Raw genomic sequence first — 21,870 nt, 5'->3', positions numbered from 1 at the left:
GGAAGGCGTCGCGGACCGGGCCGCCGACCAGCGCGAGCTCGTGGCCCTGGGCCGCGAAGGCCTCCGCCAGCCGCGTCACCGTGGGCGTCCCCGCGAGCGCGCGGAGGGTCTCGAGAGCGGTCTGGACGCTGTGCATTCGCACGATCCTAGTGGCGGGGGGTGTCCCGTCAGCGGGTGACCGTGCCAGGGGGTTACAGGGAGAACCGCGTGCACAGCGGACGCACCGCCTGCCCCGAGGAGGGCTGCCCGTAGAATCACCCGCATGGAGGCCGAGTGAGTCCGATGCATCGGCGCGACCCCTCCCTCCGCTCCCGCCGCTCGCGGGCGGCCCTCCTCCTGCTCCGCTCGGCAGGTGCTGCCGCTCTCGCGCTCGGCCTGACCGGCGTGGCCTCCCCCGCCCTCGCGGCCCCGGTCACCGCCGCGACGGCGACCTCGACGCCCGCTCCCGGCACAGTCACCACGACCGCCGGGGCCGGCAGTGACGGCGTCCTGCGGCCCGGCCAGGACCTCGAGCTCTCGATCGCCGTGCGCAACGGCACCACCGAGGCGATCGACAGCGCCGACGTGACGGTCGCCCTCTCCTACGCCACCCTCGACACCCGCGCGGAGCTGCACGACTGGCTCGACGCCGAGGCCGACAACGACACCGACCCGGTCCGTGCGACCGCCCAGCTGCGCCTGCTGCCCTCCAGCACCGCCGAGGCCGGCCTCACCGTGCCGGTCGACCAGATCCCCTTCTCCAACGACCGGACCGCGCTCGGCACCCACGCCGTCCTCGTCACGGTCACCGGTCCGGGTGGTGTCGTCTCGACCGCTCGCACCGCCGTCGAGCTGACCGACGACGCGGCGGCCCCGGAGCGAGAGACCGGCGTCAGCGTCCTCGTCCCGCTCACCGTCCCGGACACGGCCGACGGCCTGCTCTCGGCCGAGGCCCTCGCCGACTACACCGACGGCACGGGGACCCTCACCCGGCAGCTCGACGCGGTCGCGGGGAAGGGCGTCACGATCGGGGTCGACCCGCGCATCCTCGCCTCGATCCGCATTCTCGGCAGCGCCGCTCCGGAGTCCGCCCTCGACTGGCTCGACCGGCTGCAGTCCGTGCCGAACGAGCGCTTCGCCCTGCCGTACGCCGACGCCGACGTCTCGGCCCAGGCGCAGGCCGGGCTCTCCGCGCTCCTCTCTCCCACCTCCTTCGAGTACGCGATCGACGACACCCGCTTCGCCGCGGTCCCCGGCACCGCCAGCCCGGCGCCCACGGTCGCCGTCGACTCCGACCAGCCGGCCGAGGACCTGCCGGCGCGTCCGAGCACCGAGTCGCTGCTCGCCTCCGACTGGAGCACCTCCCTCGGCAGCGTCGCGTGGCCCGACGAGGGCACCCTCCGGGGGTCGGACCTCGACGTCTACGCGGCCAGCGGAGTGAACCGCACGGTCGTCCCCTCCTCCGGTCTCCTGCTGCCGGAGGAGGTGACCACCACCTCGCGCGCCACCGTCGGCGACTCGGACCTGGTCGTGGCCGACTCGCGCCTCACCGAGGCGTTCGACGCGGCCGCCACCGCCACCGACGACACCGAGTGGCGCGCCCGCATGTCCGAGATCGCGACCGATCTCGCCGAGGTGCAGGAGGAGGGGACCGCGCCGGACGTCGTGCTCACCCTCGGCCGCGGCTCGGCGATCGGCGCCGCGCGCCTCTCCGAGACCCTCGACGCGATCGAGTCGCTGCCCTGGGCCCGCGGAGTCGCCCTCTCCACCGCCCTCGCCGTCCCCGCGACCGAGGGCGCGAGCGTCGTCGACTCGCCGGAGTCGGAGTCGCGGCTCGACCGGGTGCGCGACGTGCTCGACGCCGGCTCCGAGGTCGAGGCGTTCTCCTCCGTGCTGCAGGAACCGGAGCTGCTCTCGGGCAAGAGCCGCAACGACGTGCTGGCGCTGCTCTCCGTGACCTGGCGCGGAGACGGCAGCGGCTGGGGCGACGCCGTCGGCGCGGCCATGACCGAGGCCGACCGGACGCTCTCGCTGGTGTCGATCGACGCGACCGGCAGCATCCTGCAGGTCTCCCGCGACTCGAGCATCCCCGTGTACGTCCGCAACGAGCTCCCCTGGCCGATCGCCGTCCGCATCCAGGCCTCGACCTCGAACGCCGTCCTCGACATCGACGAGGAGGCGATCGAGACCACCGAGATCGACGCCCGCTCGCAGGGCCGCGTCCTCATCCCCGTGAAGGCCCGAGTCGGCAACGGCGAGACGAGCCTCGGCCTGCAGCTGACCTCGGCGCAGGGCGTCCCCATCGGCACCCCCACGGGCATGACGACCAGCGTCCGCGCCGACTGGGAGACCGTCGGCACCCTGGTCATCGGGATCGCGCTCGTCGTCGTCTTCGGAGCCGGCATCCTCCGCAATATCCGCCGTCGCCGTCGAGGCGACACCCCTGAGGACGAGGAGGACCCGAACGCCGTGCTCGAGGTCCAGCCCGATCTCGACGACCAGCGATCGGACCCGCGTGGCTAGCTTCTCCCTCGGACGCGCGAGCGCCGTCCTCGCCTCCGGCACGATGGTCTCGCGGATCCTCGGCTTCGTCATGTCGATCGTCATGGCGAACACGATCGGAGCCGCGGTCGCGCCGGGCGCGGACGCCTTCACGACGGCGAACCTGCTTCCCAACACGATCTACTCGATCATCGCGGGCGGCGCTCTGAACGCCGTCCTCGTCCCGCAGATCGTGCGGGCGGGCCTCGACGCCGACGGCGGCCGCGGCTACATCAACCGCCTGCTGACCCTGGCGCTCGGCCTGCTCCTGGTGACCACGATCGCCGCCACGGTCCTCGCTCCCCTGCTCGTGCGCCTCTACGCGCCCGGCTACGGACCGGAGCAGTACCAGCTGGCCGTCGCCTTCGCGTTCTGGTGCCTGCCGCAGGTCTTCTTCTACGGCCTGTTCACGATCCTCGGCGAAGTGCTCAACGCCCGCGGCTCGTTCGGCCCCTTCACCTGGGCGCCCGTGCTGAACAACGTCGTGGTGATCGCCGGGCTCGTCGCCTTCATGGTGCTGTTCGGCGCCGATCCGGAGGGGAACCGTCCGGTCGACTCGTGGTCCCCGGCGATGGTCACCCTTCTCGGCGGGAGCGCGACGCTGGGCATCGTCGTCCAGTCGCTGTTCCTGATGCTCTTCTGGCGGAGGGTCGGCCTCAGCTACCGCCCCGACTTCCGCTTCCGGGGCGTCGGCCTCGGCACGGCCGGGCGGATGTCGCTGTGGTCCTTCGCCACGGTGATGCTGACCATCGTCGCCGGCATCGTCGAGAGCCAGGTCTCCTCCACCGCGTCCGGCGAGGGGCCCTCGGCCGCGGCGCTGCAGAAGGCGTGGCTGATCTTCATGCTGCCCCACTCGGTCATCGCGATCTCGATCGCCATGGCGTACTTCACCAAGATGAGCGGGCACACCGCGCGGGGGGAGATGAAGGAGTTCCGCTCGGACGTCTCCACCTCGCTCCGCCTGGTGCTGATGATGCTCGTCTTCGCCGCCGCCGCGATCGTCGTGGTCGCGGTGCCGTTCGGCTCCGTCTTCACCGACTCGTTCGCGGACGCGCAGGCCATCGGAGCGATCGCCGTGGCCTACGTGATCGCCCTGCCGCTGTTCTCCTCGATCGCCATCATGCAGCGCGCGTTCTATGCCCTGAGCGACGGAGCGCGGCCGTTCCTGTTCACCCTGGTGCAGGTCGTCGTGGCGGTCGCCGGGTACCTGATCGTGCTCCGGCTCCCCGCCGACCGCACCGCCGTCGGCATCGCCGCTGCGACCTCGGTCGGCATCTGCGTGCAGGCCCTCGTGGCGGCCCTCCTCCTGCGCCGCCGGCTCGGCGGCCGCGGAGGCAGGCGGATCCTCGTCAGGCTCGCGCAGTTCGTCCTCGCCGCGCTGCCCTCGGCCGCCGCCGGCTACGGCGTCCTGGTCGCCCTCGGCGGCACGCGCGCGGGCGGTTTCGCCGTCTCGAACTACGTGGAGCCGCTGCTCTCGATGGCCGCGATCGGCACCGTGATGGCGCTCGTCTACTTCGCGGTCCTCTGGTTCCTCCGGGTGCCGGAGCTGCGCGCCGTCCTGGCTCCGGTGCTCCGCCGACTGGGCCGCTGATGCGGCTCCGGCAAAAGCCCGGTCAGAGGCTCTTTCCGGTTCTGCTGAGTCGACCGGACCGTAGCGCTGCCCACGCTCCCGGGCCCGCGGAATAGTGCCCGCCTAGGATGTGTTGTAGCCCACGGAGCCGCGGAACGATTCGAGCGACCGGCTCCGGGTGCTCGGCTCCCGCCCCACCCGTCACCGCTCGTACAGACCCCGAGGAGTTGCCGTGCGCGACATCGTCATCATCGGATCCGGCCCCGCCGGCTGGACCGCCGCCATCTACGCGGCGCGCGCCGAGCTGCACCCGGTGGTCGTGGCCTCGTCGGTCGAGATCGGCGGCGACCTGATGAACACGACGGACGTCGAGAACTTCCCCGGCTTCCCCGACGGCGTCCTCGGCCCCGAGCTGATGACCTCGATGCAGGCGCAGGCCGAGAAGTTCGGCGCCGAGACCTTCTACGACGACGTCACCTCCCTCGATCTCGAGGGCGAGGTCAAGACCGTCCACCTCGGCTCCGGCGAGAGCATCGAGGCGAAGACCGTCGTCGTCGCGACCGGATCCGCGTACCGCAAGCTGGGCCTCCACGACGAGGACCGCCTGTCGGGACACGGTGTCTCGTGGTGTGCCACCTGCGACGGCTTCTTCTTCAAGGGCAAGACCATCGCCGTCGTCGGCGGTGGCGACTCCGCCATGGAGGAGGCGACCTTCCTCACCAAGCACGCCGCGAAGGTCTACGTGATCCACCGCAAGGACTCGCTCCGCGCCTCGAAGGTCATGCAGAAGCGCGCCTTCGACAACGAGAGGATCGAGTTCATCTGGAACGCCGAGGTCACCGGCATCACCGGCGAGAACCACGTCGACGGCGTGAAGCTGCGCGACACGGTCGACGGCACCGAGTCCCACCTCGACCTCGACGGCCTGTTCATCGCGATCGGCAACGATCCGCGCACGCACGTCGTGCACGGCAAGCTCGACCTCACCACCGAGGGCACCATCTCGGTGGTCGGCCGCTCCTCCCAGACCTCCGTTCCCGGCGTCTTCGCCGCCGGCGACGTGATCGACCCGACCTACCGTCAGGCCGTCACCGCCGCGGCATCCGGAACGGTCGCCGCCCTCGACGCGGAGCACTACCTCGCTTCGCTCGCCGATGGCACCGCCCACACCGAAGGCTCACCCCGGGCCGAGCTCATCACCCGCTGACCGTCCGGTCATCGCACATCGGAGCCGGCAGCCCGCCGACTCGTGAAGGAGAGAACACCATGTCCACCGCGAAGAGCGTCACCGACGCATCGTTCCAGTCCGACGTCCTCGATTCCGAGAAGACCGTCCTGGTCGACTTCTGGGCCGAGTGGTGCGGCCCCTGCCGCATGGTCGCGCCGATCCTCGACCAGATCTCGGCCGAGCACGGCGACAAGATCGAGATCGTCAAGCTGAACGTCGACGAGAACCCGCAGACCGCCGCGAAGTACCAGATCACGTCGATCCCGGCGATGAAGGTGTACCAGAAGGGCGAGGTCGTGAAGACCGTCATCGGCGCCAAGCCGAAGCCGGCCCTCGAGGCCGACCTGGCCGCGTTCCTCTGAGTTCGCACCCCTGACCGCCCTCTGCGGTCTCCGAGAGCCCCTGTCACGTCGTGACGGGGGCTCTCCTCGTTCCCGGGGCTGTTTCACGTGAAACAGACCCGCTGGGGCGCAGGCCACGATCCCTGCGGTGGCGCCCGACCGCCCCGCCGCAGCACAGGACCGGCCGGTACTGTGGATCCACCCGGCTCCGGCCGGAGAGACACTGTCCACCGAGCGAAGCGGAACCATCGTGACCAACCGCGGCACCAACCTCGACCCCTGGTACAACTCCTACGCGGAGCGCACGGCCGGTCTGGCCGCCAGCGAGGTCCGAGCCCTGTTCGCCGTCGCGTCACGCCCCGAAGTGGTCTCGCTCGCCGGCGGCATGCCGTTCGTGTCCGCGCTCCCCCAGGACCTGGTGACCGGCGCCATCGAGACGGTGATGCGGGAGCAGGGGCCCGTCGCGCTGCAGTACGGGTCGGGCCAGGGCGTCCCCGTCCTGCGCGAGCAGATCCTCGACGTCATGGCCCTCGAGGGCATCTCCGCCAGCGCGGACGACATCGTGGTCACCACGGGCTCTCAGCACGCCCTGGAGCTCGTCTCCAAGCTCTTCCTGGACCCGGGGGACGTCGTCCTCTCCGAGGGCCCCAGCTACGTCACGGCGATGGTCATCTTCCGGTCGTACCAGGCCGAGGTCGAGCACGTCCCGATGGACGAGCACGGGCTCATCCCCGCCGCCCTCCGCGAGCACATCGCCCGCGTCCGCGCCGCCGGCAAGACGATCAAGTTCCTGTACACGATCCCCACCTTCCACAACCCCGCGGGCGTGACCCTCAGCTGGGAGCGCCGCGTCGAGATCCTCGAGATCTGCAAGTCCGAGGGGATCCTCGTGCTCGAGGACAACCCGTACGGCCTCCTCTACTTCGAGGACGTCCCGCCGAAGGCGATGCGCTCGCTGGAGGAGGACGGAGTGATCTATCTCGGCACGTTCTCGAAGACGCTCGCTCCCGGCTTCCGGGTGGGCTGGGCTCTCGCTCCGCACGCGATCCGCGAGCGGCTGATCCTCGCCAACGAGGCGGCCGTCCTCAGCCCGTCGTCCTTCAGCCAGCTGGTCATCTCGAAGTACCTCGAGACGGCCGACTGGCGCGGACAGATCGACACCTTCCGGGGCGTCTACCGCGAGCGGAAGGAAGCGATGCTGAAGGGCCTGCAGACTCATCTGCCCGGCCTCAGCTGGACGAACCCGAACGGCGGCTTCTACGTCTGGGTCACGCTGCCCGAGGAGCTCGACTCCAAGGCGATGCTGCCGCGCGCGGTGAAGGAGCTCGTCGCGTACACGCCGGGCACTGCGTTCTACGGCAACGGAGACGGACGTCAGAACATCCGCCTCTCGTTCTGCTACCCGACGCCGGAGCGCATCGGCGACGGCATCCGCCGCCTCGCCACGGTCATCAACGGAGAGCTCGATCTGCTGTCGACCTTCGCGGGCACGGGCCGGCTGACCAGCGCCGACGCGAGCAAGCGCGACGCCGTCCTGCCGCCGAACGTCTCCTGACACCGCTCCTTCGATAAGAAAGCCCTGGTCATGACCGATTTCTCTGTGCTCGACCGTACTCTCGACATCGTCGTCATCAGCGGTGGCATCAGCCACGAGCGCGACGTCTCCCTGCGGTCGGGCCGTCGCGTGGCGGATCGTCTCTCCGCGATGGGCCACCGCGTCTCCCTGCACGAACCGGACGCCGGCCTCCTCTCGACGCTCCTGCAGAAGCGTCCCGACGTCGTCTGGCCCGCGGTGCACGGGGCGAGCGGTGAGGACGGTGCGCTCCTCGGGCTCCTCGAAGCGGCGGGCTTCGCCTACGTCGGCTCGCAGACGGACGCGGCGCGCTTGGCCTGGTTCAAGCCCACCGCGAAGACGCTCGTCGCTCGCGCCGGCTTCTCGACCCCGCGCTCCGTCACCCTCCCCCGCGAGACGTTCCGCGAGCTCGGAGCAGCCGGGATCCTGGAGCAGGTCGAGGCGCACCTGCCGGGCTCCCTCGTGGTGAAGCCCGCCCAGGGCGGTTCGGCCCAGGGTGTCAGCATCGTGACGGAGTCGTCGCAGCTCCCGCGAGCGATGGTGGAGGCGTACACCTACGGCGACGTCGTGCTCATCGAGCAGCAGATCCAGGGGACCGAGGTCTCCGTCGGTGTTCTCGACCTCGGTGACGGAGCTTTCGCACTGCCGCCCGTCGAGATCGCCCCGGTCGCGGGCCAGTACACCTTCGAGGCGCGCTACAACGCGGGGGAGACGCACTTCTACACGCCGGCCCGGATCTCGCCGGAGATCACGGAGGAGGTGTCCCGCGTGGCCGTTGCGATCCACGAGCTGCTGGGACTCCGCCATCTGTCGCGGCTCGACTTCATCATCGACGACGCCGGACTCCCCTGGTTCTTCGACGCGAACGTCCTTCCCGGAATGACCGAGACCTCGCTCGTTCCCCAGGCTATCGAGGCGTCCGGCCGCTACCTCGGCGACGTCTACTCCACTCTCGCGAAGCTCGCCGCCTCCTGACTCCATGCCGTTTCACGTGAAACGGTCCGCTGCGCGCACGCTCCTTGTCGCGAGGCTGCGGCGTTGTGAACAAGTGCGCGAAACCCTGCCAGACGAGTAGCCGGATCGCGGTATATCGAGACCCGCGATCGCCTCCTTCTCCTATGACAGGGGTCGAGTAGCCGCCCAACAACGTGTCTTGGTCTTGATCAGCAGACCAGTAGTGCCGACTCGGGGGAAGAACCCGAGGCCACGTCTCGACTCCCACAACGCCAGACATCCATCGCCGCGCCGGTCGAGTATCCGTAGATCGGCGTGGTGAGAACCCCTCGCCGCGCTGAACCCACCAGGAATCGACCTGGCCCATGGGCTTCCATCGGCAACTGGTCCTCGTCGTCAGGCTGGTCGAGGAACCACAGTGCTGCGTATCGACCCGGACACCCTCGGTGGGCACCAGGTGAGGCATTGCCTGGAGCAAGATGTCCACGCCAATCGTTTCCTTATATCCGCAGACATTCCGGCGAAGAGCAGTAGTGCGTCGAATCGAGGCTCACCACAATCGCCACCCGCGCCATCTCTGGGAGACGACCTGTTCTATCGACGCTGATCGACGCCGGCACCCGTCGCCATGCTGGTCGAGTAGCCACAACGCGACGTATCGAGACCGGCCCGAAGGGACCCCTCTCGCTTGGTTCTCCGACCTCAACTCCGCCTCGGGGGGGGTGGTGTCTGAGTTTTGTTGGCCGGGCGAGCGATCTCTTCTGAGCACTGCGGTCGAAGTCCGTCCCACGTGAACCGCACGGGCTTCCAAGGTGCTCGGCAGGGGCGTTTCACGTGAAACGCTCCCGCAGCCGTTAAGCAACTTTGATCGGAAAAGTCGCGCCCTTTAGAGCGAGTCAAGCCGACGAGGGCCTCCTGACTGACCTGACAAGTTCGTAGCTCTTTACTGTCTAGGCAGCCCTAGAGCGCACCGTTTCACGTGAAACGGCCCTTCCATCGTCTCTTTCAGTGCCCTCTGGGGGCGACCGGCGACGGAGTCCTCCGTCAAACATCGGCGAACCCACTCATCACATCCGCGCCGATCCTGGAGATGGAGGGATACAGCATTTCGTCTTACTTGCCGCCCGCCGGCCAATGCCTGGAGGCCTAGGAAGCGCTCCTCCTGAGCGACATGGGCTGCACGGTCAGCCAAGGGGTCCTCATGGCAGCTATCAACCGAGGACTGTTTCACGTGAAACATTGCGCACGCGACTATCGGCGACGATGACGTCGCCCTTTGCAGCGGAGAGCGCCAGCGAGTACGACCCGTCCAGGCGCCCGTCCTGCGCTCGCCAGCGAGCTACCGAACGCGACTCGAACCCCGGAGGCCGACGATGTCTGAACTCCGCCGATTCTAGATCCGGCGCTCCGCGCCTACTCGACCACCTTAGGCGCACCAGGAGTGGCTCTATCCAGAGATCACTACCCTGATACCCGACGTATCATCGTGGATCGATGATGACCGCCGTATTCGCGACCAGGCCCGGAGTCAGCAGGGCCTCGCAGATCCTGGGGCCACCTCATCAGGCTGTACCGGTCATAAGGGCCTATCAATCAGAGAAATGGCGACGACCGAGAGTGCCGAGCTCGCACGGCAGCTCGTAGGTCACCTCAAGCGTGCTGATCTCTGTGATCGTGATGCCGACGAGGGGAGCAGATACCGCCTCATCGGCGATTACTGCGGAGACCACAGCGAGAGCGCGCCCTCGCCACCCCACGGTTGATCAGCAGCGGCCGCTAGGCCGGCCCTCTACGGAGCGAGCGACACCTCGGTCGGCTCCCCGATCTCGGCGAGGATGCGGTTCAAGTCCTGGATGGTAGCGAAGTCGATGACCATCTGGCCCTTGCGAGCGCCCAGAGTGACCTTGACGCGCGTGTTCAACCGGTCGCCGAGGTGATCCGCGATCGACGAGAGGTGTCCGGAGTGCCCGCCCTGCTCCTCCACCACGGGACGCGTGGTCGTCCGCGGCGCCTTCATCTGCGCGGCAGCAGCCTCGGCGGCGCGGACGGACAGGTCCTCATTGACGATCTTGTCGGCCAGGCGGCGCATCATCTCGACGTCGTCGAGGGACAGAACCGCACGCGCGTGTCCTGCGGTCAGGACGCCGGCAGCGACGCGGGCCTGCACATCGGCCGGGAGCCGCAGGAGACGGAGCGTGTTCGAGATCTGCGGCCGAGACCGTCCGAGCCGCGACGCCAAGGCCTCCTGGGTGATCCCGAAGTCGCTGAGGAGCTGCTGGTAGGCGGACGCCTCCTCGAGCGGGTTGAGGTCGGCGCGGTGCAGGTTCTCGAGCAGCGCGTCGCGGAGCATGTTCTCATCGGCCGTGTCCTTGACGACCGCGGGGATGGTTGTCAGTCCCGCGGCCTTCGAGGCGCGGAACCGGCGCTCACCCATGACGAGCTCGTACTTCGCTCCGCCGCGAGCCGTCACGGGCCGGACGACGATCGGCTGCAGCACTCCGAACTCGCGAATGCTGTGGACGAGTTCCGCGAGGTCGTCCTCGTCGAACACCGACCGCGGCTGCGCCGTGTTGGGGGTGATGTCGGCCAGGGGGAGTCGCGCCAAGCGCGCTCCGGGGACCTCGAGGAGCTCCTCGGCACGGGCCGAATCGCCGACCTGATCAGGGAAGAAGACGTCGACAGGCCGGGAGCGCGACTCGTCGCTGGTCGGGATGAGCGAGCCGATCCCCCGGCCGAGTCCCGTGCGCTTGGTCGCCATCAGCGTGCCTCTCCTTCGTGTGCCGTCTCGGGTGTCTTCCGGGCTCCGCGTCGTGCGATCTCCGCGGCCGCCTCCAGATACGCCAGCGAACCGGACGACTGCGGGTCGTAGCTGATCACGCTCTGTCCATAGCTCGGCGCCTCCGAGATCCTCACGTTGCGCGGGATCACCGCGCGCAGCACCTCCTTCGGGAAGTGCTCTCGCACATCCGCTGCCACCTGCTGGGAGAGGTTCGTGCGGCCGTCGTACATGGTCAGGAGGATCGTCGAGACACCGAGGTTCGGATTGAGGTGCCGCTCGATCAGGTCGATGTTCTTGAGCAGCTGGCTGAGCCCCTCGAGGGCGTAGTACTCGCACTGGATCGGGATGAGCACCTCGCGAGCGGCGACGAACGCGTTGATCGTCAGCAGCCCGAGCGACGGCGGGCAGTCGATGAAGACGTAGTCGAACGGCTCGTCCATGGTGTCGAGCATGCGGTCGAGCGCACGGCGGAGACGCTGCTCGCGTGCGACGAGCGAGACCAGCTCGATCTCGGCGCCGGCCAGGTGGATGGTCGCCGGCACACCGTAGAGCGAGGCGAACTCCGGGCTCTTCTGCACGACGTCCGCGAGGGGAGTGTCGTTGACGATCACGTCGTACACGCTGGCCGTCTCGGCGCGGTGCTCGATGCCCAGGGCCGTCGACGCGTTGCCCTGCGGATCGAGGTCGATGACGAGCACCTTCGCCTCACCGCGGGCGAGCCCGGCGGCGAGGTTGACGGTCGTCGTCGTCTTGCCGACGCCGCCCTTCTGGTTCGAGATCGTGATGACGCGCGTCGACTCGGGCTTGGGCAGCGGCTGGGCGTTCAGCAGTGCGCGCCGACGGGTCATGTCCGCGATCTCCCGGGCCAGGGGAGTCGAGGAATCGAAGCCTCCGGTCAGACCGGCGGAATCGGTTTGTTTCACGTGAAACCTTCGCTCAGCGAGTGGGATGGACATCAGCACCGAGGAGTCGACGGACGAGGAGTCGGGGGCTCACTGCGGCGTCGTGGCGATCAACCCACTGTAGCCCGGACGACCCTCGTCACCTCGGAGAGCACGCCGTCGCCGAGCACGACGACCTCGGGCGGGGAGAGCCGGAAACGACGGATCTGCTTGGCCGCCGCCTCGATCTCCTTCTCGGCGTTGATGCCCTTCAGCAGGACCAGCTCGCCTCCGGGCCGCAGCAGCGGCGCGGTCAGCGGGATCAGCTTCGAGAGGGCGCTGACCGCCCGAGCGGTCACCTGGTCGAGAGGCTCCGCGAGCTCCGCCTCTTCAGCACGGGCTCGAAGAACTGAGACATTCTCGAGCCCGAGTCCGTCCACCTGCTCCTGAAGCCAGACGACGCGACGCTCCATCGGCTCGATGAGCACGAAGCGGACGTCCGGCCGCACGATGGCCAGGACGAGCCCGGGAAGGCCCGCGCCACTGCCGACATCACCCACCAGTCCCGGACGCAGGAGAGGGGCCACCAGGGCGCTGTTGAGCACGTGCCGCGTCCAGAGACGGGGGAGCTCCAAGGGCCCGATCAGGCCGCGCTCCTCACCCTGGTCGGCGAGAGCCTCCGTGAACCGCCGCAGGTGGGGCAGGCGGTCGCCGGCGATCGCCGCAGCGGCTGCGGGCTCGGCCTCGAGGGTCGACTCCACGCCGTTCAGCCGCGGGTGATGACGGTGTGGCGCTCGCGCGCCTCGCCGCGCGACTCCGACACGAAGCCGCGCTCGCCCACCATGTCGTGGACCAGCTTGCGCTCGTACGACGACATGGGCGGGAGCGAGGCCGACGTGACGCCGTCCTCGATCCGCTCGATCGCGCGGTCGACCAGCTGGGCGAGCTCAGCCTCGCGGGCGTCGCGGGAGCCGCCGATGTCGAGGATGAGGCGGGAGAACGCGCCGGTCTTCGTCTGGACCGCCAGGCGCGTCAGCTCCTGCAGTGCCTGGACGGCGTCGGGGCGGGAGAGCACCCGGAGGTTCGTGTCGCCGGAGGCGGTGACCGAGAGGTAGGCGCGGCCGTTGCGGACCTCGATGTCGATGTCGCCGTCGAGATCGCAGATGTCGAGGAACTCCTCGATGTAGTCGGCGGCGACGTCGCCCTCGTCCTCGAGCTGCGAGAGCGTGGACTCGGGCGCCTCGTCGACGGCGGACGCGTCCACGTCCACGGGTGCGGACGCGTCGTCGGTGATGGTCTGCATCGGATCGGTCATGGCGGCTCTACTTCTTTCCGGCTTGCTTCTTGGAGCGGTTCTTGCTCACGGGCTGCGTGCGCTGCACGGCCTTCTTCTCGACGAGGGTGACGTCGCCGGCGGCCGTGGTCTCCTCGACCAGCTTGCCCTTGCGGCGCAGGCGCTCCTCGCGGGCCTTGGCGGCCTCGCTGCCCGGGGTCGGCATGTTCCGGATGACGATGAACTGCTGGATCATCGTCCAGATGTTCGAGGTCAGCCAGTAGAACATGACGCCGAGGGGGAAGGCGAAGCCCGAGAAGGCGAAGACGAGGGGGAGGATGTAGAGCAGGATCCGCTGCTGCTTGAACGTCGGCGAGGCCTTCGCCTCGGGCGACATGTTCTTCGACACGATCTGCAGCTGCGTGATGAACTGCGACGCGGTCATCAGGACGACCATGATCACCGCGATGATGATGACCGGCTCCTGGCCGCCCTCGGCGAGTGCGCCCTGGATCGACTGGTGCAGCGGTGCGACGCCGAAGAGGTTCGCCTCGCCGAACTGGCGGGCGAGCGTCTCGTCGAGCGGGCCCACGCCCTTCTGGCTGTGCTGAGCCGCGTTCAGCACCGAGAACAGGCTGAAGAAGATCGGCATCTGGATCAGCAGGGGCAGGCAGGAGGCGAGCGGGTTGGTGCCCGTCTTCTTGTAGAGCTCCATGGTCTCGCGGGACATCGCCTCGCGGGACAGCTGGTCGCGCTTGCCCTTGTACTTGTCCTGGATCTTCTTGAGCTGGGGTGCGACCTCGAGCATCCGGCGCTGGCTCTTGATCTGCTTGACGAAGATCGGGATGAGCGCGGCGCGGATGACGATGACCAGGCCGACGATCGAGAGGACCCAGGTGATTCCCGCGGCCGCCTCCATGCCGGTGAAGGTCAGCAGCTGGTGGAAGGCGACGAGGAGCAGCTCGACCACCCACTTGAGGGGCCAGAGGATCGTGCCGAGGAGGTCCATGGAGTGGGGTCAGTCCTTTCGAGGGCCCACGACGAACCCGGCTCGCGTCACGGCGAAGCGGGTCCGGCCGGAAGCCGGTCGGTGCAGGGGGATCGAGGTCGGGACGTCGTCGATGCCGCCGGCCGCCCACGGGTGGCAGCGGAGCAGACGGCGGGCCGCGAGGACGGAGCCGAGGACGAGCCCGTGGAGCTGGACCGCCTGCAGCGCGTACGCGGAGCACGAGGGGTAGTAACGGCAGACGTCCCCGTAGAGAGGGGACACGACCGCCCGGTAGACGATCAGGAGCAGGACGCCGATGTTCCGCGGCAGTAGGAGGATCGCCCACCCGAGCCGGGCGAACGGCGCCTCGCGGCGGGGGAGCACGGCGGTCACGAGGACGCCCCGCTCTTCCGCGCGGCTCGCGCCATCGCGGACCACACCTCGGAGCGCAGCTCCGACCAGGGGGCGTCGGCGCTGCCGGGCAGCGCGCGGACGACGACCTGGGTGCCGGGGTCGATCTCGGGGACGAGCTCGAACGCCACGGCCTTGAGCCGGCGGCGGACGGTGTTGCGCGTCACCGCGGTGCCGACCGTCTTGGCGACGATGAACCCGAACCGCGCCGGATCGCCCGCGGAGGACCGGCGGACATACGTGACGGTGTGCGGTCCTGTGGACCGCACACCGCGACGGACGACTGTCCGGTACTCGCCTCCGTGGACGATGCGATTGGCTCTGGCCAGCACCGCTGGTCGGTACCGCTCGCTGCTAGGCGGAGAGCTCGGTGCGCCCCTTGGCGCGGCGCGCGCTGAGGATGCCGCGGCCGGCACGGGTGCGCATGCGCAGACGGAAGCCGTGCACCTTGGCGCGACGACGGTTGTTCGGCTGGAAGGTTCGCTTGCTCATAATCAGATCTCCACGTACGTGTTCCGCGGCGCGAACCGGCACCACCCGCTCGGGCGGAGACTCGGATCCTCCGGGAAGAAGGGGTGCCCGGCTGCGGAATCCGCCCGGCCTGCGAGGGCCGCACGGACGACACCGGGCAGGCGTCAACTGACTTAAACTACGGCCTCTTCCGCCACCGGTCAAATGTGGACGGCGCGAAACCTCGATCATGCACACGGGACACGGGGTTCCGCGCATTGACACGCGGGTGTCGCTGTGGTGGATTTGTCTCCCGTCGGCTCCGTTCGTTACGGTGTTGAGCCGCAGTTATCCACAGGTGGGATCCGCGTCCTCCCGCGCCCGCACAGGCATCGCTCGAGGCCGGTGGACAACCCTGTGGAGAGAGCGGCACTCGAGACCCGGCTCCGCGCCCGGTCCGCGACGCCCCTGCAGCGGGCGGTGACGGGTCCGGCGGAGACGGCGATCCCGCAGCGACTTCACAGCGACAGCACCCAGGACCGGAGACAGATGGCAGACGACACGTCGATGGTCGACGCGTGGAACGTGATCCTCGGCGCACTGTCCCAGGACGAGCGGATCACCGCTCCCCTCTACGGGTTCGTCTCGCTCGTGGAGCCCAAGGGCATCATGGCGGGCACCTTCTACCTGGAGGTCCCGAACGAGTTCACCCGCGGGATGCTCGAGCAGCGCGTGCGCGTGCCCCTGCTCAGCGCGATCGGGACGCTCGACGACTCCTTCGGCGTCACGACGTTCGCCTTCGTGGTGAACCCCGACATCGAGCACGAGCCCCTCAGCTCCCCGTCGTCGCAGGAGTCGATGAACCCGTTCGAGCCGATCACCGCCTCCTCGGCGACGGTCGCGCCGACCCGCGGGGTCGAGGAGCTGCGGACCGTGCCGGCGACCGACACCCGCCTGAACCCGAAGTACAGCTTCGACAACTTCGTCATCGGAGGCTCCAACCGGTTCGCGCACGCCGCGGCCGTCGCCGTCGCCGAGGCTCCCGCCAAGGCCTACAACCCGCTCTTCGTCTACGGCGACTCCGGGCTCGGCAAGACGCACCTCCTCCACGCCATCGGCCACTACGCGATGAGCCTCTACCCGGGGATCCGCGTGCGGTACGTCTCGAGCGAGGAGTTCACGAACGACTTCATCAACTCGATCGCGAACAACCGGGGCAACGCCTTCCACGGCCGCTACCGCAACGTCGACATCCTCCTGATCGACGACATCCAGTTCCTGCAGGGGAAGGCGGAGACGCAGGAGGCGTTCTTCCACACCTTCAACCAGCTGCACGACCACAACAAGCAGGTCGTGATCACGTCCGATCTGCCGCCGAAGGCCCTGACGGGCTTCGAGGACCGGATGCGCTCGCGCTTCGAGTGGGGCCTCATCACCGATGTGCAGGCTCCCGACCTCGAGACCCGCATCGCGATCCTCCGCAAGAAGGCGGTCAGCGAGAAGCTGCTCGTGCCCGACGACATCCTCGAGTTCATGGCGTCGAAGGTGTCGAGCAACATCCGCGAGCTCGAGGGGACGCTCATCCGCGTCACCGCGTTCGCGAGCCTGAACCGGACGCCGGTCGACATGTCGCTCGTGCAGACCGTGCTCAAGGACCTGATCACGCTCGACGAGGACAACGTCATCTCGCCGGTCGACATCATCAACCACACCGCGGACTACTTCAAGCTCACGGTCGACGACCTCTACGGCTCGTCGCGCTCGCAGGCCGTCGCCACCGCGCGCCAGATCGCCATGTACCTGTGCCGCGAGCTGACGAACCTCTCGCTGCCCAAGATCGGCCAGCTGTTCGGGAACCGCGACCACACCACGGTCATGTACGCGAACAAGAAGATCTCGGAGCTCATGAAGGAGCGCCGCAGCATCTACAACCAGGTCACCGAGCTGACCACCCGCATCAAGACGAACCGCTAGCCGGCAGTCGTACGGTCCCCGGGACCGCCTGTCCCGGGTGGCGTGCCCCGGGGTCCATCGGCGTCCGTGCCCCGTGGCCGAGTAGTCGCTCCCATCCTCCTCGCGTGCGGGGAGGCGGAGGCGACGGGGTTCGCGGCGCGAGCAGCAGGGCGACGGTGTCGGCGCGCGTCGAGATCGGGTGGAGGCGCCGGCGAACGTCTCGATACGCCGCGCCGCGGCTACTCGAGCAGCATGGACCGGACGTGCTCAGGGGGTCCGGGTGAGCGGCTGAGCGGCCGGCGCGCGATCGGACGGTGTCGATCCGCCGTGCGACGGCTTGGAGAGCAACGCAGGGGAGTGGGAGCGCACATCGTCTTCCGCGCCGCTCGGACGGGCGCGAGTCGCGTTCGACGGTCTCCGTCGTGACCGGAGAAGTCGTCGACGGACTCCTCCGACCCGCCTCGCGCGCCTCGGACACGCCGCCTCGCGCGCCTGGGAGGGCCGATTTCCACAGTGTGAGGAACCTGTGGATAACTGTGGACAACCGCCTCGGGGCTGTGCGCCGGAAGAGCCCGCCTGTGGAGGAGGACCGGTCGGCTCGGATCGCTCCACAGGGCGTCCACGGGCCCGCTCACACTCCCTCCACAGGGGCGGGTCCCTCCGATCCCACCCAGGAGTAGGGGTCCGAAGCGTTTTCCACAGTTTCCACACGTGTTAACACTGTTAACGCAGTTCTCTCTTTAATGAAGCCTCGACCGGCAACCTCTCCACAGCGGCTCGGGAGTGCTCGGCGGTCCACCCCCTTCCGAGCTCGTCGAGCCCGGCGGGTACGATGGGCGACGGTCTTCGTCCGCGACTCGTCAGGGGTGTACTCGTGAGGTTCCAAGCCAACCGCGATGTCTTCAGCGAGGCGGTGTCCTTCGCGGTCAAGCTGCTTCCGCAGCGCACGACCCTGCCGATCCTCTCCGGAGTCCTCATCGAGGCGACCGCCGAGGGTCTGACGCTGTCCTCCTTCGACTACGAGGTGTCCGCGCAGACGCAGATCGCGGCCGACGTGGAGGAGACGGGGACCGTGCTCGTCTCGGGCCGTCTGCTCGCCGACATCGCGAACCGCCTCCCCAACGCTCCCGTGCGCATCGCCACGGAGGAGTCGCGCGTCTCGGTCTCGGCCGGCTCGGCGCACTTCACGCTCCTGCAGATGCCCGTGGAGGAGTACCCGAGCATCCCCGAGATCGACGCCTCCACCGGCCTCGTCCCGGCCGACGCCTTCGCGGCCGCCGTCTCGCAGGTGGCGGTCGCCGCCTCCCGCGACGACGTGACCCCCGTCATCACCGGCGTGCAGCTCGAGATCACCGAGAACACGATCGGCCTCGTCGCGACGGACCGCTACCGCGTCGCCGTCCGCGAGATCGACTGGGACAACGGGGACAACCCCGCGCCCACCCAGCCGCTCACCGCCCTCGTGCCCGCGCGCACGCTGCAGGAGGTCGGCAAGACCTTCGGCCACTCCGGCACCGTCTCCGTCGCGATCACCAACCGCGACGAGCGCGAGCTGATCGCCTTCACCGCGGACCGCAAGACCGTCACCTCGCTGCTGATCAAGGGCAACTTCCCGCCCGTGAAGCGCCTCTTCCCCGCCTCCGTCGAGAACTACGCGGTCATGTCGACCAGTGACCTCATCGAGGCCACCCGCCGTGTCTCGCTCGTCCTCGAGCGAGAGGCGGCCCTCCGCTTCAGCTTCAGCAGCGACGGCCTCACCCTCGAGGCCATCGGCTCGGAGCAGGCGCAGGCGTCCGAGAGCATCGACGCGATCGTGACCGGCGACGACGTGGTCGTCTCGCTCAAGCCGCAGTTCCTGCTCGACGGCCTCGCCGCCGTCCACTCGGAGTTCGTGCGCATCGCGTTCACGAAGACCGAGAACCCCAACAAGCCCGGCCCCGTCCTGATCACCGCGCAGACCTCGCGGGAGCAGCCCGGCAGTGACAGCTACCGCTACCTGCTCCAGCCCAACCTGCTGCTGCGCTGACCACTCCCCGGATCGCAGAGCCGCGACCGCCCCGCTCCCGACGAGCGCCCGCCCGCCGGACAACGAATCCAGGAAGGTTCACCATGCACATCGGACTCGTCGGCCTCGGCAAGATGGGCGACAACATGCGCTCCCGCCTCCGCTCCAAGGGGCTCGAGGTCACCGGCTACGACCGCAACCCCGACGTCTCGGACGCGGCCTCTCTCGACGAGATGATCGCCGCACTCCCCTCGCCCCGCATCGTCTGGGTGATGGTGCCGGCCGGCGAGATCACCGACGCGGTCGTCAAGGACCTGTCGGAGAAGCTCAGCGAGGGCGACCTCGTCATCGACGGCGGCAACTCCCGCTTCACCGAGGACTTCAAGCACGACGCGCTGCTGAAGCCCAAGGGCATCCACTACATCGACGCGGGCGTCTCCGGCGGCGTCTGGGGACTCCAGAACGGCTACGGCCTGATGGTCGGCGGCCCGAAGGAGCTCGTCGAGTACGCCATGCCCGTCTTCGACGCGCTGCGCCCGGAGGGCCCCCGTGAGGAGGGCTTCGTCCACGTCGGCGAGGTCGGCGCCGGCCACTACGCGAAGATGGTCCACAACGGCATCGAGTACGCCCTCATGCAGGCGTTCGCCGAGGGCTACGAGCTCCTCGAGACCCGCAGCGACATCATCAAGGACGTCACCGGCACCTTCAAGGCATGGCAGCGCGGCACGGTCGTGCGCTCCTGGCTGCTCGAGCTCCTCGTCCGCGCCCTCGAGCAGGACCCGGACTTCAAGAACATCGAGGGCTACGTGCAGGACTCGGGCGAGGGCCGCTGGACCATCGAGGAGGCCATCAACAACGCCGTCCCGGTGCCCACGATCAGTGCCTCGATCTTCGCCCGCTTCGTCTCCCGCCAGGAGGACTCTCCCGCGATGAAGGCCGTCGCAGCGCTCCGCAACCAGTTCGGCGGGCATTCCGTCAAGGCCGTCGACTGAGTCGGCTGGTGAGGACTGCCTCCGGCAGTCCTCACGGCGGTCGGCTTCCCGAGGGGGGCGCGTTCCGTAGAGCCGGTGACGGACGGCGGACTGCGGCCCACCGCCCCCGTGAGGCAGGGATGCTCTCACGGGGGCGGCGGGCCTCCGGCCGCCTCCACCTCGCTACCGACGTCGGGCGGCGAGCCTTCGGCCGCCTTCACGGGCGGGGACGGGGCGCCGCCGATCATGGTGAGCGCGTAGTGGCCCCGGAGGGGCGTATCGGGATCCGCGTCCCGGACGGTTCCGCCGCCGTGCCGGTCGAGTAGCCCGCAGGGGTGTGTCGAGACCGGGGGCGCAGGCCTGGCCGGCACGGGGAGAGCGGACCGCAGGCGCCGGGGCGGCCGGACCGGACCGATCGAGACGGGCGAGGAGCCCGCAGGGGTGCAGGGAAGGCCCGCGACGACGGGTGGAGGAGAGGAGCGCGACGTGCAGGTGACGCAGCTGGCGCTCAGCGACTTCCGGAACTACGAGTCGGTCGACGTCGAGCTCGTGCCCGGACCGAACCTCTTCGTCGGCCGCAACGGCCAGGGCAAGACGAACCTCGTCGAATCGCTCGGCTACCTCTCCACCCTGGGCTCGCACCGCGTGTCGAGCGACCAGGCGCTCATCCGTGCCGGCCGGGACAGCGCCGTGGTGCGCGCCCGCCTCCGCAACGGCGAGCGCGACCTGCTGGCCGAGGTGCAGATCAACCGCTCCTCCCCCAACCGCGCGCAGATCAACCGCGGCGGGATCAAGCCGCGCGAGCTCCCCCGCTTCTTCTCCAGCGTCCTCTTCGCGCCGGAGGACCTCCTCCTCATCCGCGGCGACCCGTCGGCCCGCCGCCGCTTCCTCGACCAGCTGGTGATCCTCCGCTCCCCGCGGATGAGCGCCGTCCAGGCCGACTACGAGCGGGTGCTGCGTCAGCGCAACTCGCTGCTCAAGTCCGCACGGGCGAGCGGCGTCCGCGACCCCTCGAAGCTCGGGACCCTCGACATCTGGGACGAGCGCCTGATCGCGCTCGGGACCGAGATCATGCAGTCGCGCCTCACCCTGGTGGAGGAGCTGAGCGGACCGGTGCGCGCCGCGTACGAGGCGGTCGCCGGTGCCGACCAGCGTCCGGTGCTCCGCTCCCGCCTGAGCATCGAGGGCGCGGTCGACGACGACGGCGAGCCCGTGGAGCAGGCGGGCGCCGCGTCACCGGCGGCGGGCGAGGGACTGGCGGAGGCGTTCGCGTCCGCGCTGGCCGGGGTGCGCCGCCGCGAGCTCGACCGGGGCGTCTCCCTCGTCGGCCCGCACCGCGACGACGTGCAGTTCGAGCTGAACGCGCTGCCGGCCAAGGGCTACGCCAGCCACGGCGAGAGCTGGTCGTTCGCGCTGGCGCTGAAGCTGGGCGCCGCGGAGCTGCTCCGGCGCGACTCCCCCATGGGCGATCCGGTGCTGATGCTCGACGACGTCTTCGCCGAGCTGGACGCGCGCCGGCGCGAGCGCCTCGCCTCGGTGGTCGCCGACTACGAGCAGGTCCTGATCACCGCGGCCGTCTTCGACGACGTCCCGGAGGCGCTGGCCGCGCACACCGTGCGGATCGAGGCCGGCCGGATCGTCGGCACGGGCGCCGCCGCCGCGCCGATCGCCGTGCCGGAGCCGATCGCACCCGACTCCGCCTCGTCCGATCCGGTGTCCTCCGACTCCCCTTCTCCCGGTCCCGAGTCCTCCGACTCCTCTCCTCCCGATCCGGTCTCGTCCGACTCCCCTTCTCCTGGCGCCGTCTCCTCCTCCGCGGCCTCCTCCGCGGAGCCCGCGTCCCCAGCGCCGGCGTCCACAGATCCCGCGTCCCCGGAGCCGCCCGCCTCGATGTAGTGGATGCCCTTGGGCTTCAGCAGCGCGTCGTGCTTGAAGTCCTCGGTGAAGCGGGAGTTGCCGCCGTCGATGCCGAG

The 21,870-nt window shown here is 69.3% G+C and carries 17 protein-coding genes and 1 pseudogene; 10 read left to right on the top strand and 8 right to left on the bottom strand.

Annotation, left to right across the window (positions count from 1 at the left end):
* Nucleotides 1-282: 282 nt before the first annotated feature.
* The 6 genes from C5C27_RS10555 (at nucleotide 283) to C5C27_RS10530 (ending at nucleotide 8,207) form a co-directional block, all read left to right on the top strand.
* A complete protein-coding gene (locus tag C5C27_RS10555; protein ID WP_104314349.1) occupies nucleotides 283-2,502 on the top strand; it encodes a DUF6049 family protein in 2,220 nt (739 codons plus the stop codon).
* Entirely contained in the window at nucleotides 2,495-4,111 is a 1,617-nt protein-coding gene (murJ, locus tag C5C27_RS10550; protein WP_258066628.1) for a murein biosynthesis integral membrane protein MurJ, read from the top strand. Before C5C27_RS10555 ends, murJ begins: the two co-directional genes overlap by 8 nt.
* A 211-nt stretch (nucleotides 4,112-4,322) precedes the next feature.
* Complete coding sequence (trxB, locus tag C5C27_RS10545) at nucleotides 4,323-5,297, top strand: thioredoxin-disulfide reductase (RefSeq protein ID WP_104225794.1); 975 nt, start codon at nucleotides 4,323-4,325, stop codon at nucleotides 5,295-5,297.
* 59 nt (nucleotides 5,298-5,356) lie between these two features.
* A complete protein-coding gene (gene trxA / locus C5C27_RS10540) occupies nucleotides 5,357-5,680 on the top strand; it encodes a thioredoxin (RefSeq protein WP_104222687.1) in 324 nt (107 codons plus the stop codon).
* 229 nt (nucleotides 5,681-5,909) lie between these two features.
* The gene (locus C5C27_RS10535; RefSeq protein ID WP_104237762.1) at nucleotides 5,910-7,214 is read left to right on the top strand and encodes a PLP-dependent aminotransferase family protein; all 1,305 of its coding nucleotides are present in this window, start codon (nucleotides 5,910-5,912) and stop codon (nucleotides 7,212-7,214) included.
* A gap of 30 nt (nucleotides 7,215-7,244) precedes the next feature.
* Nucleotides 7,245-8,207, top strand: coding sequence for an ATP-grasp domain-containing protein (locus C5C27_RS10530; RefSeq protein ID WP_104237763.1), 963 nt, complete (start codon nucleotides 7,245-7,247; stop codon nucleotides 8,205-8,207).
* A 1,768-nt stretch (nucleotides 8,208-9,975) separates the two neighbouring features.
* Here C5C27_RS10530 and C5C27_RS10525 read toward each other — a convergent pair.
* The 8 genes from C5C27_RS10525 to rpmH all read right to left on the bottom strand — a co-directional run bounded on the left by C5C27_RS10525 (nucleotide 9,976) and on the right by rpmH (nucleotide 15,010).
* Nucleotides 9,976-10,944: a ParB/RepB/Spo0J family partition protein gene (locus tag C5C27_RS10525; RefSeq protein WP_104314348.1), complete on the bottom strand. Its 969-nt coding sequence runs from the start codon at nucleotides 10,942-10,944 to the stop codon at nucleotides 9,976-9,978.
* Nucleotides 10,944-11,813, bottom strand: a complete 870-nt coding sequence (locus C5C27_RS10520) for a ParA family protein (protein WP_104247021.1) — start codon at nucleotides 11,811-11,813, stop codon at nucleotides 10,944-10,946. Before C5C27_RS10520 ends, C5C27_RS10525 begins: the two co-directional genes overlap by 1 nt.
* Before the next feature lie 164 nt (nucleotides 11,814-11,977).
* Nucleotides 11,978-12,607 (bottom strand): 16S rRNA (guanine(527)-N(7))-methyltransferase RsmG, encoded by a 630-nt coding sequence (gene rsmG / locus C5C27_RS10515; RefSeq protein WP_181133504.1) that lies wholly within the window; start codon nucleotides 12,605-12,607, stop codon nucleotides 11,978-11,980.
* 5 nt (nucleotides 12,608-12,612) lie between these two features.
* Nucleotides 12,613-13,161, bottom strand: coding sequence for a R3H domain-containing nucleic acid-binding protein (locus tag C5C27_RS10510; protein ID WP_258066623.1), 549 nt, complete (start codon nucleotides 13,159-13,161; stop codon nucleotides 12,613-12,615).
* 7 nt (nucleotides 13,162-13,168) lie between these two features.
* Entirely contained in the window at nucleotides 13,169-14,128 is a 960-nt protein-coding gene (gene yidC / locus C5C27_RS10505; RefSeq protein WP_104222681.1) for a membrane protein insertase YidC, read from the bottom strand.
* A 9-nt stretch (nucleotides 14,129-14,137) separates the two neighbouring features.
* Nucleotides 14,138-14,491 carry a membrane protein insertion efficiency factor YidD gene (gene yidD / locus C5C27_RS10500; RefSeq protein ID WP_244230695.1) on the bottom strand — a complete coding sequence of 118 codons (354 nt, stop codon included), beginning with the start codon at nucleotides 14,489-14,491 and terminating at the stop codon, nucleotides 14,138-14,140.
* A 5-nt stretch (nucleotides 14,492-14,496) separates the two neighbouring features.
* Nucleotides 14,497-14,850: a ribonuclease P protein component gene (gene rnpA, locus C5C27_RS10495; RefSeq protein ID WP_104222680.1), complete on the bottom strand. Its 354-nt coding sequence runs from the start codon at nucleotides 14,848-14,850 to the stop codon at nucleotides 14,497-14,499.
* Between the two features lie 22 nt (nucleotides 14,851-14,872).
* Nucleotides 14,873-15,010 (bottom strand): 50S ribosomal protein L34, encoded by a 138-nt coding sequence (rpmH, locus tag C5C27_RS10490; protein WP_055784512.1) that lies wholly within the window; start codon nucleotides 15,008-15,010, stop codon nucleotides 14,873-14,875.
* 507 nt (nucleotides 15,011-15,517) lie between these two features.
* On the opposite strand from rpmH, the gene dnaA reads away from it, so the two are divergent.
* The 4 genes and pseudogenes from dnaA to recF all read left to right on the top strand — a co-directional run.
* Nucleotides 15,518-16,942, top strand: coding sequence for a chromosomal replication initiator protein DnaA (dnaA, locus tag C5C27_RS10485; protein WP_104225789.1), 1,425 nt, complete (start codon nucleotides 15,518-15,520; stop codon nucleotides 16,940-16,942).
* An 853-nt stretch (nucleotides 16,943-17,795) separates the two neighbouring features.
* A complete protein-coding gene (gene dnaN / locus C5C27_RS10480) occupies nucleotides 17,796-18,947 on the top strand; it encodes a DNA polymerase III subunit beta (protein WP_104232992.1) in 1,152 nt (383 codons plus the stop codon).
* Nucleotides 18,948-19,030: 83 nt separating this feature from the next.
* The gene (gnd, locus tag C5C27_RS10475; protein WP_104222677.1) at nucleotides 19,031-19,918 is read left to right on the top strand and encodes a phosphogluconate dehydrogenase (NAD(+)-dependent, decarboxylating); all 888 of its coding nucleotides are present in this window, start codon (nucleotides 19,031-19,033) and stop codon (nucleotides 19,916-19,918) included.
* A gap of 465 nt (nucleotides 19,919-20,383) precedes the next feature.
* Nucleotides 20,384-21,544 (top strand): annotated as a pseudogene (recF, locus tag C5C27_RS10470) (DNA replication/repair protein RecF); the annotation flags it as partial.
* Between the last annotated feature and the right edge of the window lie 326 nt (nucleotides 21,545-21,870).

The sequence above is a fragment of the Rathayibacter sp. AY2B7 genome, assembly GCF_002931635.1.
GTDB lineage: Bacteria > Actinomycetota > Actinomycetes > Actinomycetales > Microbacteriaceae > Rathayibacter.
The sequence above is the reverse complement of the archived record's forward strand: the minus strand, read 5'-3'. Positions and strand labels throughout refer to the sequence as shown.

Excerpts from the sequence above, each read along its gene's own strand:
- yidC (WP_104222681.1), bottom strand. The coding sequence starts at position 14,128 with ATGGACCTCCTCGGCACGATCCTCTGGCCCCTCAAGTGGGTGGTCGAG.
- C5C27_RS10530 (WP_104237763.1), top strand. The coding sequence starts at position 7,245 with ATGACCGATTTCTCTGTGCTCGACCGTACTCTCGACATCGTCGTCATC.
- C5C27_RS10525 (WP_104314348.1), bottom strand. The coding sequence starts at position 10,944 with ATGGCGACCAAGCGCACGGGACTCGGCCGGGGGATCGGCTCGCTCATC.
- dnaA (WP_104225789.1), top strand. The coding sequence starts at position 15,518 with ATGGCAGACGACACGTCGATGGTCGACGCGTGGAACGTGATCCTCGGC.
- trxA (WP_104222687.1), top strand. The coding sequence starts at position 5,357 with ATGTCCACCGCGAAGAGCGTCACCGACGCATCGTTCCAGTCCGACGTC.
- gnd (WP_104222677.1), top strand. The coding sequence starts at position 19,031 with ATGCACATCGGACTCGTCGGCCTCGGCAAGATGGGCGACAACATGCGC.
- C5C27_RS10555 (WP_104314349.1), top strand. The coding sequence starts at position 283 with ATGCATCGGCGCGACCCCTCCCTCCGCTCCCGCCGCTCGCGGGCGGCC.
- C5C27_RS10520 (WP_104247021.1), bottom strand. The coding sequence starts at position 11,813 with ATGACCCGTCGGCGCGCACTGCTGAACGCCCAGCCGCTGCCCAAGCCC.
- rpmH (WP_055784512.1), bottom strand. The coding sequence starts at position 15,010 with ATGAGCAAGCGAACCTTCCAGCCGAACAACCGTCGTCGCGCCAAGGTG.
- C5C27_RS10510 (WP_258066623.1), bottom strand. The coding sequence starts at position 13,161 with ATGACCGATCCGATGCAGACCATCACCGACGACGCGTCCGCACCCGTG.